Source organism: Streptomyces sp. NPDC026515, assembly GCF_055567595.1.
The window spans coordinates 38296-52671 of the sequence record NZ_JBVHQD010000031.1 but is presented as its reverse complement, the minus strand read 5'-3'; the positions used below and the strand labels follow the sequence as shown (position 1 = coordinate 52671).

At 67.7% G+C, this 14376-nt stretch carries 18 protein-coding genes and 1 pseudogene; 7 read left to right on the top strand and 12 right to left on the bottom strand.

Annotated features, from left to right (window positions below; genetic code table 11):
* Window positions 1-175: 175 nt before the first annotated feature.
* A complete protein-coding gene (locus tag ACZ4O3_RS40470; protein ID WP_467727284.1) occupies window positions 176-1618 on the bottom strand; it encodes a hypothetical protein in 1443 nt (480 codons plus the stop codon).
* Between the two features lie 194 nt (window positions 1619-1812).
* On the opposite strand from ACZ4O3_RS40470, the gene ACZ4O3_RS40465 reads away from it, so the two are divergent.
* Window positions 1813-1965 carry a hypothetical protein gene (locus ACZ4O3_RS40465; protein WP_362719192.1) on the top strand — a complete coding sequence of 51 codons (153 nt, stop codon included), beginning with the start codon at window positions 1813-1815 and terminating at the stop codon, window positions 1963-1965.
* A 363-nt stretch (window positions 1966-2328) separates the two neighbouring features.
* Window positions 2329-3645, top strand: coding sequence for a HEAT repeat domain-containing protein (locus ACZ4O3_RS40460; protein WP_362719189.1), 1317 nt, complete (start codon window positions 2329-2331; stop codon window positions 3643-3645).
* A gap of 16 nt (window positions 3646-3661) precedes the next feature.
* On the opposite strand, the gene ACZ4O3_RS40455 is transcribed toward ACZ4O3_RS40460, so the two are convergent.
* Together ACZ4O3_RS40455 and ACZ4O3_RS40450 are read right to left on the bottom strand one after the other, a co-directional pair.
* On the bottom strand, window positions 3662-3901 hold the full coding sequence (locus ACZ4O3_RS40455) for a hypothetical protein (RefSeq protein ID WP_362719187.1): 240 nt from the start codon (window positions 3899-3901) through the stop codon (window positions 3662-3664).
* Between the two features lie 341 nt (window positions 3902-4242).
* Window positions 4243-5517 (bottom strand): helix-turn-helix domain-containing protein, encoded by a 1275-nt coding sequence (locus ACZ4O3_RS40450; RefSeq protein WP_467727282.1) that lies wholly within the window; start codon window positions 5515-5517, stop codon window positions 4243-4245.
* 222 nt (window positions 5518-5739) lie between these two features.
* On the opposite strand from ACZ4O3_RS40450, the gene ACZ4O3_RS40445 reads away from it, so the two are divergent.
* Complete coding sequence (locus ACZ4O3_RS40445; RefSeq protein ID WP_362720156.1) at window positions 5740-5892, top strand: hypothetical protein; 153 nt, start codon at window positions 5740-5742, stop codon at window positions 5890-5892.
* A gap of 488 nt (window positions 5893-6380) precedes the next feature.
* Window positions 6381-7760, top strand: a complete 1380-nt coding sequence (locus ACZ4O3_RS40440; protein WP_467727280.1) for an FG-GAP and VCBS repeat-containing protein — start codon at window positions 6381-6383, stop codon at window positions 7758-7760.
* 229 nt (window positions 7761-7989) lie between these two features.
* On the opposite strand, the gene ACZ4O3_RS40435 is transcribed toward ACZ4O3_RS40440, so the two are convergent.
* The 4 genes from ACZ4O3_RS40435 to ACZ4O3_RS40420 all read right to left on the bottom strand — a co-directional run bounded on the left by ACZ4O3_RS40435 (window position 7990) and on the right by ACZ4O3_RS40420 (window position 9494).
* The gene (locus ACZ4O3_RS40435) at window positions 7990-8388 is read right to left on the bottom strand and encodes a RapZ C-terminal domain-containing protein (protein ID WP_467727279.1); all 399 of its coding nucleotides are present in this window, start codon (window positions 8386-8388) and stop codon (window positions 7990-7992) included.
* Window positions 8381-8740 carry a hypothetical protein gene (locus ACZ4O3_RS40430; protein WP_467727277.1) on the bottom strand — a complete coding sequence of 120 codons (360 nt, stop codon included), beginning with the start codon at window positions 8738-8740 and terminating at the stop codon, window positions 8381-8383. Before ACZ4O3_RS40430 ends, ACZ4O3_RS40435 begins: the two co-directional genes overlap by 8 nt.
* Before the next feature lie 68 nt (window positions 8741-8808).
* Window positions 8809-9297 (bottom strand): hypothetical protein, encoded by a 489-nt coding sequence (locus tag ACZ4O3_RS40425; RefSeq protein WP_467727276.1) that lies wholly within the window; start codon window positions 9295-9297, stop codon window positions 8809-8811.
* Entirely contained in the window at window positions 9294-9494 is a 201-nt protein-coding gene (locus ACZ4O3_RS40420; RefSeq protein ID WP_467727274.1) for a hypothetical protein, read from the bottom strand. The genes ACZ4O3_RS40425 and ACZ4O3_RS40420 overlap by 4 nt, the downstream gene beginning before the upstream one ends.
* Before the next feature lie 224 nt (window positions 9495-9718).
* Between ACZ4O3_RS40420 and ACZ4O3_RS40415 the strand changes: the two genes are divergently transcribed.
* Window positions 9719-11254, top strand: coding sequence for a PQQ-binding-like beta-propeller repeat protein (locus tag ACZ4O3_RS40415; protein WP_467727273.1), 1536 nt, complete (start codon window positions 9719-9721; stop codon window positions 11252-11254).
* Window positions 11255-11460: 206 nt separating this feature from the next.
* Here the strand turns inward: ACZ4O3_RS40415 and ACZ4O3_RS40410 are convergent, their stop codons facing one another.
* The 3 genes from ACZ4O3_RS40410 to ACZ4O3_RS40400 form a co-directional block, all read right to left on the bottom strand.
* Entirely contained in the window at window positions 11461-11829 is a 369-nt protein-coding gene (locus tag ACZ4O3_RS40410; RefSeq protein ID WP_467727271.1) for a WhiB family transcriptional regulator, read from the bottom strand.
* Window positions 11830-12003: 174 nt separating this feature from the next.
* The gene (locus ACZ4O3_RS40405) at window positions 12004-12483 is read right to left on the bottom strand and encodes a Pycsar system effector family protein (RefSeq protein ID WP_467727269.1); all 480 of its coding nucleotides are present in this window, start codon (window positions 12481-12483) and stop codon (window positions 12004-12006) included.
* Window positions 12484-12502: 19 nt separating this feature from the next.
* A complete protein-coding gene (locus ACZ4O3_RS40400) occupies window positions 12503-12913 on the bottom strand; it encodes an RRQRL motif-containing zinc-binding protein (RefSeq protein WP_467727268.1) in 411 nt (136 codons plus the stop codon).
* 382 nt (window positions 12914-13295) lie between these two features.
* Here ACZ4O3_RS40400 and ACZ4O3_RS40395 point away from each other — a divergent pair, with 382 nt between their 5' ends.
* Window positions 13296-13487, top strand: coding sequence for a hypothetical protein (locus tag ACZ4O3_RS40395; RefSeq protein WP_467727266.1), 192 nt, complete (start codon window positions 13296-13298; stop codon window positions 13485-13487).
* A 111-nt stretch (window positions 13488-13598) separates the two neighbouring features.
* Here the strand turns inward: ACZ4O3_RS40395 and ACZ4O3_RS40390 are convergent.
* Window positions 13599-13811 (bottom strand): annotated as a pseudogene (locus tag ACZ4O3_RS40390) (IS5/IS1182 family transposase); the annotation flags it as partial.
* A 102-nt stretch (window positions 13812-13913) separates the two neighbouring features.
* On the opposite strand from ACZ4O3_RS40390, the gene ACZ4O3_RS40385 reads away from it, so the two are divergent.
* The gene (locus ACZ4O3_RS40385) at window positions 13914-14153 is read left to right on the top strand and encodes a hypothetical protein (RefSeq protein WP_467727264.1); all 240 of its coding nucleotides are present in this window, start codon (window positions 13914-13916) and stop codon (window positions 14151-14153) included.
* 1 nt (window position 14154) lies between these two features.
* Here the strand turns inward: ACZ4O3_RS40385 and ACZ4O3_RS40380 are convergent, their stop codons facing one another.
* Window positions 14155-14268: an ATP-binding protein gene (locus tag ACZ4O3_RS40380; RefSeq protein ID WP_389588860.1), complete on the bottom strand. Its 114-nt coding sequence runs from the start codon at window positions 14266-14268 to the stop codon at window positions 14155-14157.
* Window positions 14269-14376: the final 108 nt, after the last annotated feature.

Sequence of the window (14376 nt, the reverse complement as noted above, 5' to 3'; positions counted from 1 at the left end):
AGAGACTCGGCATGCCGCCGGACCGGCAGCCGCCGGACGGCCCATCAGGCTCGCCCTGACCGGCCGTCGGCCGTCACCCAGCGCGGTTCGACAACTGGTCAGGGAGATGACGTCGTGATCTTGTACGGCACGCCGAACCCCTCGCCTACTGGTCACCAAAGTCATGCATGGCCGGCTACGCGGCGGGAGACCACCTGGTGGCAGAGAACGTGAACCCCGCGAAGTAGCCGTCGGAGTCCTCCATCACCTTGATCACCTTTACGTAGAGGAGGTTTCCCTTGCTCGTTTTGATACAGAGCGACGTCCCCTTGTGAAGAGGCGTCCCGCTGCCGACCTCGCCACCGGCGATTGGGTTGGTGATCGCTTGCGTCTGGGAGTCCAAAACGCACTGAGCAGGAGATGGCGCCGTCACCCCGCTCAGGCCCACCGCTTCGACCTTGAAGTCGAGAGCGTCGAGGTTTTCAGGAGAGTTCGAGCACCACATGGTGTGCCACTCCACGTCAAAGGCATCCGCGTTCACCTCAGGTGGAAGGTCACCTGCCTGTCGCCGGAACTTGATGGGGTCGGCGTCCAAGTCGAACAGGTCGCGCTGGCACCCGTCACCGCCGGGGATGGGCATGGTGAACGTTCGATCTTGATACAGCTGCCGCCAGCTCGCCGCGATCGGCGCGGTGCCTGCGGTCGGGGAACCAGACGATGTCTGTGACGGCGATACAGACGGTGTCCGCGAGGGCGCCATCGTAGTCGTCTCCTTTGCGTCAGATCCGTCGCTCTGCTTACCCGCGAACTGATTGATCGCATAGCCACCCAGTACGAGCACCACAATCGCGCCGATCACGAACCGGGTGAGAGACATGCGGTGCGCATGCTCCCCTCGAGGCAGAGACCTGGGGCCGGCAGGAGCACCGATGCCTCCAACCTGCTGGTCAGGGTGGGGTGCGTATCGAGGGGCGGAGGGCGCCATCAGGGACGGCTCTTCCGCCTCGGTGTAACTCTGCCTGATGGTGGCCAGTTCCCTCAGCACTGTGTCGCGCCTGGCAATCAGCGACTGCTGCCGCACGAGCAGCTGCTGCAATTCGGCCCGGATGAGGGCCTTCCTCTCCTCAGACGTGGACGACGAGGCTGCTTCTTCAGCCAGCTGCTGCCCCTCTTCGCCCAGATCGCGGAGCTGCTGCTCGCCGCGCCTCGCCTCCATAGTCAGCTCGTACTCGCGAAGCCATGTCCTATGCACGTGGTGTCCGCGGCCGCTGTCGTCCAGCCGGCGCAGCAGTTGACCGTAGTCGCGGAGGTACTGTTCTGCGGCCTCCTCGCGCAGTCCTGCCCGCAGCTTCGCCTCGTCCAGCAGGGTGAGGACGAATCTGAGCGGGGGTGCGTTCTTGCCGGTCTGGTACTTGGAGACAGCCGCGTCGGAAAAACCGTGGGCGTGCTGGAACTCATCGGTGCTCATGCCGGTCTTGTCGAACAGCTTCCGCACCCGCTGGGCGAAGCCTTCGATCGTGTCGGAAGCGGGCATCTCCGGAAGAAGATCCTCGTCGCGATTCTTGGGCCGGTTTTCCACCGGTACCTCCCGCTGCTGGAGCGCCGACGCCCATGGGTGCGAAGTGATGCGGATGGTCACCGTATCGGAATGCACAGGAGGCATGTCGGTGCAGATGCACCCCACTACACGCACCAGTCACTGTGGGCGGCATCCCGTCAATCGCGGGAATCCCGGCCCCTGTTGGGGACGCCGGGATCAGTTCGGCCTGCCGTGACGCCTCCAGCCAAAGATGCCGTCACGGCAGGCCGCAGGACACCCAGAGAGGGGTCCGGGTGAGTCCCGTCGACAAACTGAGCGCGATCGTCGTCGCGGCCATCACAGTGGTCGCCGTCTACATCGCCTACCGCAACGAGAAGCTCGGAGGAGCCGTCCTGGTGGGTGCCGCAGTTGCCACGTTGCTCTACACGCTGCTGACTGGCAAGTGAGCATCCCGGTAGGGGCGAAACCGCCTCCCGCCCCTGCAGGGGATCCAGCCCCCACATAACCCGCAGTCTGGCAGGGAGCACAGGTCAAGCCTCCGGGGTCCGAACAGGCCCCGGAGGCTTCATCATCTTCCTGACCAACCGGGCGCCGGGATACCTGACCGCTCCGGGCGCCTGCTCGCGATCCGTCAGGCCGGGCACGGCCTCCCGCAGTACCTGCGCGGTCCGGTTGCAGATCTTTGATGGCGCTCGTTGAAATTCCCCACCCCTCGCTCAGACGTGGGACAGACCTGCTGGCCCGATTCCCCAGTGGAACAACCTCGTGCTGGCGATCGCATCACGACAGCGCTGAGGCAGAATGCTCACGTGCCAGAGCCGACAGTCGAGGCCCTCATCGACGATCTCGACAGCGACGACACCGCGATTCGCGTCGCTGCACGGGACGCCCTGCAGCAGCGTGGAATATCCGCGGTCGCCCCGCTGATGAGGGCGCTGACGGGGCCCGCGAGCGAGCGCGCCTCGTCGATGTACACGGTCACACTTCAGCGCCTGGGCCGCAGTGCGTTCAGCACTGTCGTCAACACTCTGGCCTCCGAGGCAGAGTCTGATGCGCAGTCGGCGGTGACCAAGCGCCTAAGCCGGGTCCTGCGCGGCTTCGGGACGGACTGCCTTGTCGAGTACGTCGGCGAACTGCACCACGATTCGCCGGTGGTACGCGCGGCGGCGACGGGAAGCCTCGGAGGTTGTGGTTCGGCAGCTCTGCCCTATGCGGTGCATCTACTTCCCTTGCTTGCGGACGCTGACCGGCAGGTGCGGGACAGCACAATCCTGGCTCTGTCGCGGCTCGGCGCGGACGTCGCCCCCATGCTGAGCCAGGTTCGCCGCGGGGGTCCTGGTGGCTTGCGACGCGGTGCCTTGACGGTCCTGGCAGACCTCATCGACCCCCGCGAGCTTGACCCTGCGGATCAGGCGGCTATCCGCCGACTGATCAACGTCAAGCAACTGGACGACAGCCCACAACCGCTCACCGCGTGCTTCCTGGCCTGGATCGCGGTCCGCACCGGCGACCAGGCGGGCCTTCTCGACTTGCTCGAACTCAGCGATCCGGAGCCAGCCACGTTCGTCCTCGGCGCGACCGCAGCCGACAGCGACAGCCACGACTTCCAAGACGGGCCGCCCTACCCGCAGTACGCCCGGGTCTTCGTTACTCCGGAACTCGACGGTTGGACCCTCGTCGTAGGACGCTGGTGCAGCCCGATCGATGAAGAGCGCAGCGATCACGTCGCGCGCGTGTGCCAGGAGCTGAGCGCCCGCTACGGGGCTGCCCAGGCCTACTTCTTTGGGGCCCAGAACGATGGTTCCGCCTGGCTCGTGGCTGAGCATGGGGTCATCATCCGCCGTGGCGCCTCCGACGACGAGGGTGCGGCAGGCGACCTGGAATGGGAGATCGGTGAGCCACTGCCCTTCGAGCAGCAGGAGCGCGATCGGCTGATCGCTGAAGGTGGGGACGTCGAGTTCGAGTGGGAGTTTGCCCTTTTGGAGATGGCTCCGAAGCTGGCCGGCGCCCTGAGCATCAATCCGCTTGAAGTGGGAGCTACCACATCGGCGCGAGGCCGGGGAGTGCTGGCGCTGACGCCGTACGGCGCGGTTCACGGCGTTCCCCCAGGCGCCCTGCCGATCTGACCTCGGACCCTCGCATTCACACGCAGCCTTCCAGGCGGACACGGTTGAGCGCAGGTCGGAAGACGCCGAGAAGGGACGTGTTCAACCATCTGGGGAACGAAGAGCAGGCCTGGCCGTTTTCGCTCATCCTCATCATCTTCGCCAGCTGCTCGCGGAACGGGTAGATCTGCCCAGCCCCCGCCACGTCCCGCAGGGCCTTGAGCGCTTCCACCCATTCCACGGCGCCCTCGGGCAGCGTGTACGGCTGGCCGCTCATTCTGACCGCTGCTCGCGACGGGGCAGGGACGATGACGGTCTGGGTGCAGGTCGTGGCCCGCTACATCGCTTCCCGACCGGGGCGATGGTGCGGCCCCCGGCCGTGACGGGCCGCACCGCGCGACCCTTAGCCGATCCTGCTTCGGCACGACCCGTCTGCTTCGAAAGGACCGTCCTCGGCCCTCGGACGTATCAGAGAGAGGCCTGTCGGTCGTGGTGCTTGTTGAGCAGGTCGAGCATCGTGGCGAACTCATCGGGCGTCATCTTGTGGATGAGGAGGTGCGCCGCGTCCAACCCACTGTGAGCGCCGGCGGTTGCCGGGTCGTAGGTGTTCTGGAGCTGTCAGGCGCTGATGCCGAAGGTGTGCAGCCACCAGAGGCCCGGGGGGAAGGTGACGCTCTTGACCACGAAGCCAACGTCACACAGGACGGCCGCCACGACGGCAACTCCGGCAGCCATCAGGAAGTTAGTGAGGGCGTCTTCGTGCTTCGGGAGTGCTTCGAGGGCCAACCGGATAAGCACGAAGAGGATGCCGCTGCCAAGAAGGGTGAAAGTGGAGTCGGCTACGGCAAGAAGGGTGATTCCCCACCATCGTGGACCGTGCTCCGATGCGCACGCTGCGGCGAAGGCAGCACCGTTAAGGAAAACGAAGACGGGGACAAAGACGGTCATGAGAGCCGTAAATACGGCGAGGGCAGGTGCGAAGTTCCAGGGGACGAGCGGCAGCAACAGCGGGGCCGACTGTTGCCCGGCCCGTGTCGGCGCCGGCCGGGGAGGAGTTGGAGCCATCTTTGCCGCGGGACGGGTGGCGGGCCGCTCCTGCTTGTCTGCAGCGGGAAGCTTGATCTTCCTCTCAGGCAGTCCCTCTTGCTTCGAGTGCGAAGTTTCAGCGGCGACGGCCTTGGCGGTGACCTGCGTTGACACCCCGGGAACGGCCTTCTCTTTGGTGAGCCGCTCAACCTGTCCGCGCAGAACCTTGATCTCCTGCCGGAGAAGTCGTATCTCTTCCTGCTGACGGTCGATGTCAGTGTTCATCTCGCGGACCAGTTCGCTGGCGTCACTCAGTCGTCTCTCCTGGTCGCGAACCTTGTCCCGCAGCGCGTCGCGTTCCCTTTGCACTGCTCTAGCCTGCTGTCGCTCCTCTCGAAGCTCTGTCGCCAGTTCCAGCAGCCGGGCTTCGAGGACAGCCAGTTCCTGATCGGTGTGCCAACGGAGCCCTGCCATCGCTTCCTGCACCGCGGCATTCTGGCTGCGCTGCGCGATCTGCGCCTTCTCTGCGAGATCGGCCTTCAGACGCGTGATCTCCTCTTGGGCGTGCCGGAGTCTGGCCTCGGTGGTTCCCAGTCTTTCGGCTTCGCTTCTCAGCCTGCGCAGATCTTCGAGAACGGCATCGGCCAGCGGGCTCCCCCTGAGGACAGCGAAGCGCTCCAGGCCTTTGATGAATCCCTCCTTTGCGATCCGCTCGCCGTTGAGGAATCGGCTGACCGCAGACTGGGAGTAGCCGACCCCCTCGGCTAGAAGTTTCTGCGTAGCACCTGCCGCGAGGAGGGGTTGGCAAGCGGCCTTGAGGGCTTCGCTGTAGGTCTGCAGCGCGGCCTTGCCCGGGTCTTCACTCACTCAAGCTCTCCCTCCCCCTGGCTTGCATGATGACGTCTTCCTACGGGTTCACGCACGCGACCGGAACAGATTCGTGAGGTTCTTTGCCTGCCGAGGTGGCTACGCGTTGCCGATCTTGTGACAACGGAGCGTTCCCACTTCCGCAACGCTTCCGGCTTCCCATGCTCAGAGTTATGGCCCGAACGGTTCGGAGTCATCATGATCGGAGCGCAGCCAATGGCAATGAAACAGAACAGACCGACCCGGCAACGGCCGTTCCTCGACATACGGATCGGGGAAGTTCGCCTGACGATCCAGCGGATCCCCTACCGGCTGCTCGCGTTGGCGGCCGGCATGGCGGGCTCCCTGGGAAGTGCAGCATGGCTCGGGCGGTGAGCGATTGGAAGCCAGGAACATGCAGCGTCCACGGTGGACACGCCGCGGGGCGCGGGCAATCCCTGACGGAAACGTTCCACCTGACCTCGGCGCCGTGACCACTCCAGATGTAGCGGATGCCGTGGGTCATGCGCGGATCGTCGGGTTTGCCGTCGGCGCGGTAGCGCTCGGGCTTGTCGAGGGGTTCGTGCCAGCCAGAGACGTGCCTACCGAAGCGCTCGTGAGCAGGCTGCCTGGTGGCCTGCTCGTGCACCCGTTTGTGCTCCACGGCGCCCGTTCGCCCGCGTCAGTGCTGCACGGACGGGGACGATCGACGCGGCGTAACCGTGGTCACTCAACAACCCGCAGGTCGTGATCGTGCCGCACGCCCAGGAAGGGTCTCCACCCGAGTACAACCATCACCGAACGCCATGAGTCTTCCCGCCGTTAGTCAAAGAACCATCGCGGGTCACCTCTGGGAACCCGCGCATCCCAGGAGACGCATGTTCATGCGCAGCAACCTTCGCCAAGTGCTTGCCACTGCCGCGGCCGTGTCCGTCACCGGCGGACTGCTCACCCTGTCCGTGAGCACCGCGAGCGCGGTCACCACGCCGGCGAAGTACGCCGACGACTTCAACGGTGACGGGTACCGCGACTACGCCGTCGGCGACCTCAGCGGCGGGGTCGTCGTGACGTACGGGACCGCCGCCGGTCCCGGCACCACCAAGACCTTCACTCAGTCCAGCGCGGGCATTCCGGGGACAGCCGGTGACGCGGGCGGCTACGGCGACGCGTTTGGCGAGGACCTTGCCGTCGCGGACCTCAACCGCGACGGATACGCCGACCTCGCCGTCTCCGACTTCACCGAGAAAGTCGGCAGCAAGGTCGGAGCGGGCGCGGTCACAATCCTGTGGGGCAGGGCGTCCGGCCTCTCCGGCACCGACGCCGTCCGTCTCAAGGCCACCGCGCGTTCCCGCCAGGGCTTCGGCAAACAGATTGAGACCGGCGACTTCAACGGCGATGGCAAGGCCGACCTGGCCGTTGCCGATGGCATCGACAGCGTCTACGTCTACCGTGGCGGCTTCACCAAGTCCGGCACCACGGGTGCGGTCACGAAGCACACGCCGAGCCCCTCCGTGACCGATGTACTCGAACCCGCCGGCCTGGTCGCCGGGAAGGTCACCAAGGACAGTGCTACCGATCTCTTCCTCCTCGGCCAGGGCTACCACAAGGGCAAGATGACCCAGGACGCATGGTTCCTGCGAGGCGGCTCCACGATCAAACCGGGCAAGGTCACCGTCCTCGACAGCTCGCAGCCCGACTACAGCCCGACCGGCGTCGTCGCCGACTTCAACAAGGACGGCTACGGAGACCTCGCCGCCGGCGACGTCCGCTATGGCAACAACGCGGGCTCGGTCGTCGTCTGGCGCGGCGGCAGCACCGCTCCGACGACGACGTACCGCCTGACGCAGTCCAGCCCGGGCATCGTCACGGGTGCCACAAGCAACGACCGCTTCGGCTCAAGCCTCTCCGCCGGTGACACCAATGCCGACGGTTACCCGGACCTGGCGGTCGGCGTCCCCGGCGAGAAGGTCGGCACGCAGACGAACGCAGGCGGTATCCATGTCCTGCGCGGCGGGAAGTCAGGCCTGACCGGTACGCACTCTCAGTGGTTCACCCGGGCGACGACCGCGGTGCCCGGCAGTCCGACCAAGTACGACACCTTCGGATCCCTCGTCCGCCTCCGCGACATCGACCGCGACGGCGATCAGGACCTGCTCGTGTCGAGCAACTACTACAGCCCGAGCGTCCTGCTGCCCGGCAGCAAATCCGGCATCACGACGACCGGCGCCAAGGAGATCAGCGTCGCGGCAGCGTTCCCTCAGTAACCCGGGCGGACCGGACAGCAGCACTTCGAGGGGTAGAAGGGAGGCCCTGCCCCGGCAGCGGCCTCCCCGGATGCGGCTCTCAGCAGCCTGGTCTACGGCGCCCCCATCGGCGTGCGCATCGTCATCGCCGGATTATCAGCGCGCTGATCGGAACGCCCCCCGTGCCAGCCCCAACGCAAAAAGGGCCCGGCCCCCCGCAGGTGCGGGGAGCCGGGCCCTTGGCGGTGGCTCAGGTGTTCAGGACGCGGGGGAGGTGGGCGTGCAGGTGCAGGGTCATGGCGGCGATGCCTCGGTCGGCGACGCGCTGCGCGAGTAGTTCGATCAGTGCGCATGCGCGGTGGCGGCCGCCCGCACAGCCGACCGCGATGCGGCGGGGCCCAGCCGGTAGAGCCGCGTAGTCGGCGAGGTTGTCGAGGAGTTCGCGGGCGCCGGGGGTGGCGAGGACGACGTCTTGGACGCGGGGGTGGTAGCCGTCCAGGTCGAGGACGTCGCGGGCGCCAGCCGGATCACGCAGCCGCTCGCGTACGTCCTCGATGCGGTCGGCCTCGGGGAGGACAGGTCGGCCATGGGGGTCGGTGCCCAGGTGTAGGAACCCGAACGACACCAGGACGAGCGGGCGGTCAGGCACGGTCACTCCCGTCGGGCACGGGGTGGGTGTAGCGGATCTCCTTGCCGAGGCTGCGTGCGTATTCGATCTCGCGGCGGGTGCTGTCCCCGATGTAACCGCCCGGGTTGACGACCAGAACGTCATCCGCGAGGTCGATCTTCCTCAGGTGCAGGTCGTCCAGCATCCGCTTGATGCGGTCGGCCCGGTCGGGGGTCGACCACAGCTGGTGCGGTTCCCGGAGGTTGCAGCCGGGGGCGAGGACGATCCGGCCGGCGGCCGTCTCGTACAGGGCGGCCTCGGCGAACTGCTCCCAGAAGCGGGTGCTTCCGCACAGGACGACGATCGGCGGGCGGGAGGTGGGGTCGGTGTGCATGGGGTCCCTTCCGGTCGGGGTGCGACGAACGGGGCGGCCCGCCGTGTGCCGACGGGCCGCGGTGAGGGTCAGCTACAGAGGACGGCGGGGATGCTGTGGCAGTCGATGGAGCCGTCGGGGAGGTGCGGGGAGCGGCCGTGGGTGGGGGCGAGGTCGGTGAGGATGTCGACCAGGACGCCTTCGGTGTCGAGGGTGATGTCGACGTAGCCGTGTCCGCAGGTGCAGGGGACAGTCAGGGTCAGGATGTCGAGGGCGCCGTCGTGCTCGGTGATGCGCAGGGTGTGGTGCAGCCAGGCGCCGCCGTCCAGCCAGGCCACGGCGGCGGGTTCGTGCCGGCGGCCGCCTTCGCCGGTGACGGACGGGTAGCCGTGCCAGTCGTTGGCGTCGATCACCTGGGCGAGGGTGTCCGGGTACGCGTTGTAGATGTGGTGGGCGGCGGCGGTTTCGGCGTCGTCGCGCTGCTCGTCGTCGTCCGGTCCGGCGGTGTCGGTGGCGATGCCGAGCAGGACCGCGAGCGGGGAGTCGGACCCGTACGGGCGGGCGAGGGAGGTAGTCATGACGTCCTTCCGGTGGTGGTCGAGGTGGTGCGCGGACGGCGGTGGCTGGTGCTCAGGGCGAGCGCCAGGACCTCGCGGTTGTGCCGCTGCTGCTCGGGGGTGAGGGGCCGGTGCGCCGGGCCGTGGCGGTGCCAGCACAGGGAGGCCGGCGGCTCGGGGTAGGCGAGGGTGCGTTCACGTTCGCGTGAGCTGCTCATGGGTGAGCCCTCCGTACGGAGTGATCGAGCAGAGAGTCAGGCGTGGTCGCCGCTGTCCTTGGAGGACTTGGGCCTGATGTCGGAGGCGAACCGGCCGAATGCCCGCGCCTCCACCGGGTTGGCGGTGATCCAGGCTTCGGCGCAGTTCCCCGTCAAGTCCTTCTGTTCAGCTTCTTGAAGTCCGTGGCTTCACGCGGCTTCTGACCGCTGCGAAGATCACCACCATGACCATCTCGTTCCGCATCGACCGAATCCTCGGTGACCGTCCCTTCCCCGAGGTCGGTGATCCCGTCCTCACCGTCGATGACGAGGGCCGCGGCCTGCTAGCAGTGGCGGGCACTCACGTGGCAGTGGCGGGCGTGCACGAGTTCGGCAGTACTGCGCCGGTTGGTGTCTACGGCACCGATGATCTGGCCTGCCGAGCCCTTCTCCATGCGCGCTATCCCGTGCACGCGATGGCTTTCCACCCCACGCTCCCTCTCCTTGCAGTCGGCACGGGCGACTACGACGGCGGCTACTTCTTCGAAGGGGAACTGCTCCTACTGGACCTGGAGACGGGCAACGCCACGTCGCTCATCGAACACGAGCTCGGCCGCCAGGTCCTGGGCCTGGAATGGCTCAGCGAACAGGAACTACGCGTGCTGATGGCACCGCCTGACGACTGGCAGGACAAAGATGCCTGGAGCGAAGGGCACGTTGCGGTGGTGCAGCGGCCCGATTGGAGGGCCGTACCGCCCCGGTCGATCACCGGATATGACCTGGCCGGACCACGCATAGCGGCCCCGCGGACCGACCGTCGAGAGGATGCTCGCCAGACGGTCTCCGGTCTGAGTACAAACTGGGACCCACGACGCAACGTCCGCGCGGTTGAGGAACTGTCCGACGGCAGGATCGTGGCGACGCTCGACAGGATCCAGTTGGAGTCCTGGCTACCCTCGGGGCGGCGGCAGTGGTCTGTCCGGGACGACGATGGGGGCGGCCGTGACATTGTCATCGCCGCAGATGAGCGATCGGCCTGGGTTGGCCTGGTGCGGCCTCCGTGGGAGGGGCGTGCTCAGGCCGTGGTCCGGCTCGCGCTCCAGGACGGAGCACAGCTCGACCACCACACTCCCGTCGGCCCGGTCTCCCTGGTGCGATGTCGTGACAGCCTGCCCGCCCTCGCACCCGCTGGGCGAAACGGGGAGCGGAGCAGATTGCGCATCCGGTGTGGCAGCCGGATCTACTTTCTGGAAGCCGTTTCCGCGAAGGGCGGGCAGCAGCCTGGATCAGGTGAAGCCTGGCTGGTGGCAGCGGACCTGGGGTCCATCCCGGTTGCCGAACGTCCGCGTGAGCCGAGGGAGGCGGAGGTCAATCAGTTGTGTCCCTACTCCTGGAAGGCAGGTGAGACACACTTCGCCGGCCCCGGCGTGGAGACCGCCGATGGTGACCTGATTTACGCCGGCACCGTCTATCACGGCCACGGGTTGCAGCCCGGCGGCTCGTTCGTCGTACGGCGCACGGTGGCCAGTGCAGAGCCGACTTGGGTCTTTCGGACAAACCGAAAGGCCACGGACCTCGACCACGACACAGATACCGTCTACGTCACGTACGACGACGGTGAGATCGTCGGGCTCGATCTCCGTGATGGCTACGTCCGCTGGCGTCGGCACCTCACTGTTGCCGGAGTACCCGTCGTGGCGACCGCGCTGACCGTCACCGAACCTGGTCGACTGCTCATCGGCACCACCGACGGGCGACTCCTGGACTGCTCGACCGTCTAGGAAGTACCGATGCTGTCCAGGCACGCTGCGAGCCGTCGGCGTGGGCTTGTCGCACAGCACGCACGGCTTGTTCTGCCGGTGGTCGAAGTGGCGGCCGTCCCGCCAGTCCAGGAGAGCGCCGGGTTCGGGGATCAGGCCCGGCTCGAACGGCCGTGCCTGGTGTTTGCCGCTGTTGTCCGGCGCGAGCGCGGTCCGGGCGGCCGTGCTCATGCGGCAGGGTCCGGTGCGGAGGCCCGGTCCCGGCGACCCTGCTCCTGTTCGGCGAGGACGTCGACCCAGTCCGGTCCGAGGCGTGCTGCCAGCCGGGACCGCAGCTGCGTGCGTTGGCGGGGCGTGGTGCCCGCAATGATCCCCACCGGGGTCATGTCCTTGTTCACCAGCGCCCACAGCAGGCAGTCGGGGGCCAGCGGGCAGCGGGCGCACGCGCGGCGGGCCCGCTCCAACTCCGGCATCCGGCGGCTGTAGTCGCCGCGCTCGAAATCGAACGCCTCCGGCTGGCTCTGGCAGCGGGTGAGGGTCGGGCTCTGGGGCCGGGGGAAACGCGGATCCTCCGTGCCGTGACGGTAGAAGGTCATTCGGGCCACCTCCCACCGGTCAACGGCACGGCGGCCAGCGGAAAGGTGCGCTGCCTGATCCAGGCATGCGGGGGTAAGGCGGGGGCCATACTGGGGTCTCCCTCTCGTTCCGACGGGATGGCCCGGGGCAGACGGCATGTGTTTGGACGCCGTGACGCCTGCTCCGGGGCGGATCTACAGGGCGAGGCCGGCCGCGGCGAGCGCGAGCAGGGCCAGCGCGAGCAGGATCAGGTCGACCGCGCGGCGCAGCATGACGAACTTGCGGACGGCGATGCGGGACAGGACGCGGATGCGGGCCGCGCGGGTGTCGCCGCTCATGCTCGTGAGGATCAGCTGGTCGTCCAGGAGGCGTGCCCAGTAGGGGAATGAGGCCCGGTCGGCACCGCTCAGGCGAGGCCGGACGACCAGGAGCAGCAGGACGGCGGCCACGGCCAGGGTGAGGACGGCGAGTCCGCCGGCCACGGCGGTCAGCACCGGCAGGTGGTCGGTGATGGTGGAGCCGAGTCCGGCCAGGACCGCACCGACGAACGCCAGTAACAGCGAGGCCTTGCTGTCGGTGCGGGTGATCTTCGCGTCGGTGTCGCGGACCGCGTCGTCCAACGCCTGGTCCAGGGTGTAGGTGGTGAGGGGCTCGGTGTCGGGCAGGGTCGTCACGAGCGGGGTTCCTTCCGGGTCAGGCGGCGAGCCGGTGGCCGGCCGCGGGCGGCGTGTAGCTGGTCGGGTCGGCGGGGGTGCCGTCGTGGCACTCCAGGCAGCACCCGATGGTCTTGAGGGGGAGGCAGTAGACGTACCGGCGGCGGCAGTCGGGGCAGGTCTGCCGGGCCGCCATCGCCCGGTCCAACGCCCATTCCTGCGCGAGCGTCGGCACCCTCTTGGGCACGGCCTGCCGTGCGTCGTAGAGGTAGCCGCGCGAGGGATGGGTGCACGACCACTGCGGGGTGTAGCGGCAGTGGGCGCACCGCAGGATGCCGACCGGGTCCTGTCCGCCCTTGCTCAGGTTCTGGTCCCGGAGCTGGCGGCGGGTCACGAGGTGGTCGGGGCAGGCGCCCCGGTCGTACTCCGGCAGACCCTGCACGCCACGCACTACCCGGACCACCTCAACGCGGCGGCGCCTCCTGGTCCGTGGCATCACCGGATCCAGGTCGCGGGCAGCCGGGCCGGGCGGTGCGGGTAGCGGGGGCCGGGGCGCTGGGGGCGGGGCCGGCCGATCCGGCGGCGCGGTCGGGGAATGAGCACGGTCGTGGTCCTCCTGGCGGTCGGGGACATGTCGCGCCCCTGTCGGCCATGACGGTCGGCGGGGGCGCGGTGATGGTGTGTGCGGCCGGACGGCCTGTCCGGTCCTCGCCCGGCCGCCGTCGGGGCGTCGGTGGGCGAGGGCCGGGCAAGTGGACCGGTGAGAGTGAAGGGGGTGGCCTGGTGGGGGCCGGATGCGTCACGCTGAAGCGACGACAGGAAGGGGCACCGCCGTGGCCGTGGAGTTCGATGCGGTGATCGACCATGACGGTGTGGTCTGGCAGGCGTTCACGGATGAGGACGGTGTGCTGGTAATCGACGTCGACGCAGACGTGATCGTGTACGTCAACCGTGCGATCGTCGGCGGCTTGGTGTATCCGGCGCAGGTCGACGATTACGGACGCCTGATCATCGAGCTGGATTGAGGAGCCTGTCGGGTCTTGACATGCCAAGTCGACCTGGTGGTGAGGGCAAAGCCGCCAGGTTGTATTCGAGGCTGGAGTTGCTGACGCCCTGGACGCGGTGTTCGCGGGCGCCTAGAGCCCTTCTGATGGCTCTTGGACGGTGTCGCGGAGCCAGATGACGATCGCGGCGACGGTCAGGGTGCCGTTGAAGACGTAGTCGCGTTTGTCGTACCGGGTGGCCACCGCGCGGAACTGCTTCCACTTGTTCACGCACCGCTCGACCGCGTTGCGACGGCGGTACTGGGCCTTGTCGAAGGCCGGGGGCCAGCCACCGGCTCGTCCCTGTCAACGCTCTCGCAGAACTGAACACCCACCAGTCCCGCAGAATTGACCCCTGGGGTCGTGCGGTTGGGTCAAGCAGCTCGGTTTGCCCGGCATCATGGGCGCATGGAAGATGATCTCCCGACCGTGTCGGTGCGCCTGTGGCGTGCGGACGCCATCGTGTTGTTCGACTGGCTGACGACCACGGATCTCGACTCGGTGCCGGTCACCCATCCTGCCCAGAAGCAGGCCCTGGCCGATCTGCTGTCACGGCTGGAGTGGGCCGCGGACGCCGATGTGACCGGGGCGACCGCCGAGGACATCGCGGCGGCTCAGAGCGAAGTCGTCCGGGACATGGGCTGGTAGTTCAGCCGTGGTGAGCGCGGTTCTCCTTGGCCAGCAACTCGCGTCGCTGGCGGGTCCGGTAGGAGTCTCCGGTGAGAGTGAGAACCTCGGCATGGTGGACTAGGCGGTCGATCATCGCGACGGCGACGACGTCGTCGGACGTAGTAGTCCCGGCCGAGCCGGATCCGGGAGCTCAGGCCGATCGGCGGATCGACCGGCGGCAGCGGGACCATCGCCTGGTAGT

Bases quoted from the DNA above. Each gene is read 5' to 3' on its own strand.
- ACZ4O3_RS40455 (WP_362719187.1), bottom strand. From the start codon at position 3,901: ATGAGCGGCCAGCCGTACACGCTGCCCGAGGGCGCCGTGGAATGGGTG.
- ACZ4O3_RS40445 (WP_362720156.1), top strand. From the start codon at position 5,740: ATGAAACAGAACAGACCGACCCGGCAACGGCCGTTCCTCGACATACGG.
- ACZ4O3_RS40440 (WP_467727280.1), top strand. From the start codon at position 6,381: ATGCGCAGCAACCTTCGCCAAGTGCTTGCCACTGCCGCGGCCGTGTCC.
- ACZ4O3_RS40430 (WP_467727277.1), bottom strand. From the start codon at position 8,740: ATGCACACCGACCCCACCTCCCGCCCGCCGATCGTCGTCCTGTGCGGA.
- ACZ4O3_RS40425 (WP_467727276.1), bottom strand. From the start codon at position 9,297: ATGACTACCTCCCTCGCCCGCCCGTACGGGTCCGACTCCCCGCTCGCG.
- ACZ4O3_RS40420 (WP_467727274.1), bottom strand. From the start codon at position 9,494: ATGAGCAGCTCACGCGAACGTGAACGCACCCTCGCCTACCCCGAGCCG.
- ACZ4O3_RS40415 (WP_467727273.1), top strand. From the start codon at position 9,719: ATGACCATCTCGTTCCGCATCGACCGAATCCTCGGTGACCGTCCCTTC.
- ACZ4O3_RS40410 (WP_467727271.1), bottom strand. From the start codon at position 11,829: ATGACCTTCTACCGTCACGGCACGGAGGATCCGCGTTTCCCCCGGCCC.
- ACZ4O3_RS40385 (WP_467727264.1), top strand. From the start codon at position 13,914: ATGGAAGATGATCTCCCGACCGTGTCGGTGCGCCTGTGGCGTGCGGAC.
- ACZ4O3_RS40380 (WP_389588860.1), bottom strand. From the start codon at position 14,268: ATGATCGACCGCCTAGTCCACCATGCCGAGGTTCTCACTCTCACCGGA.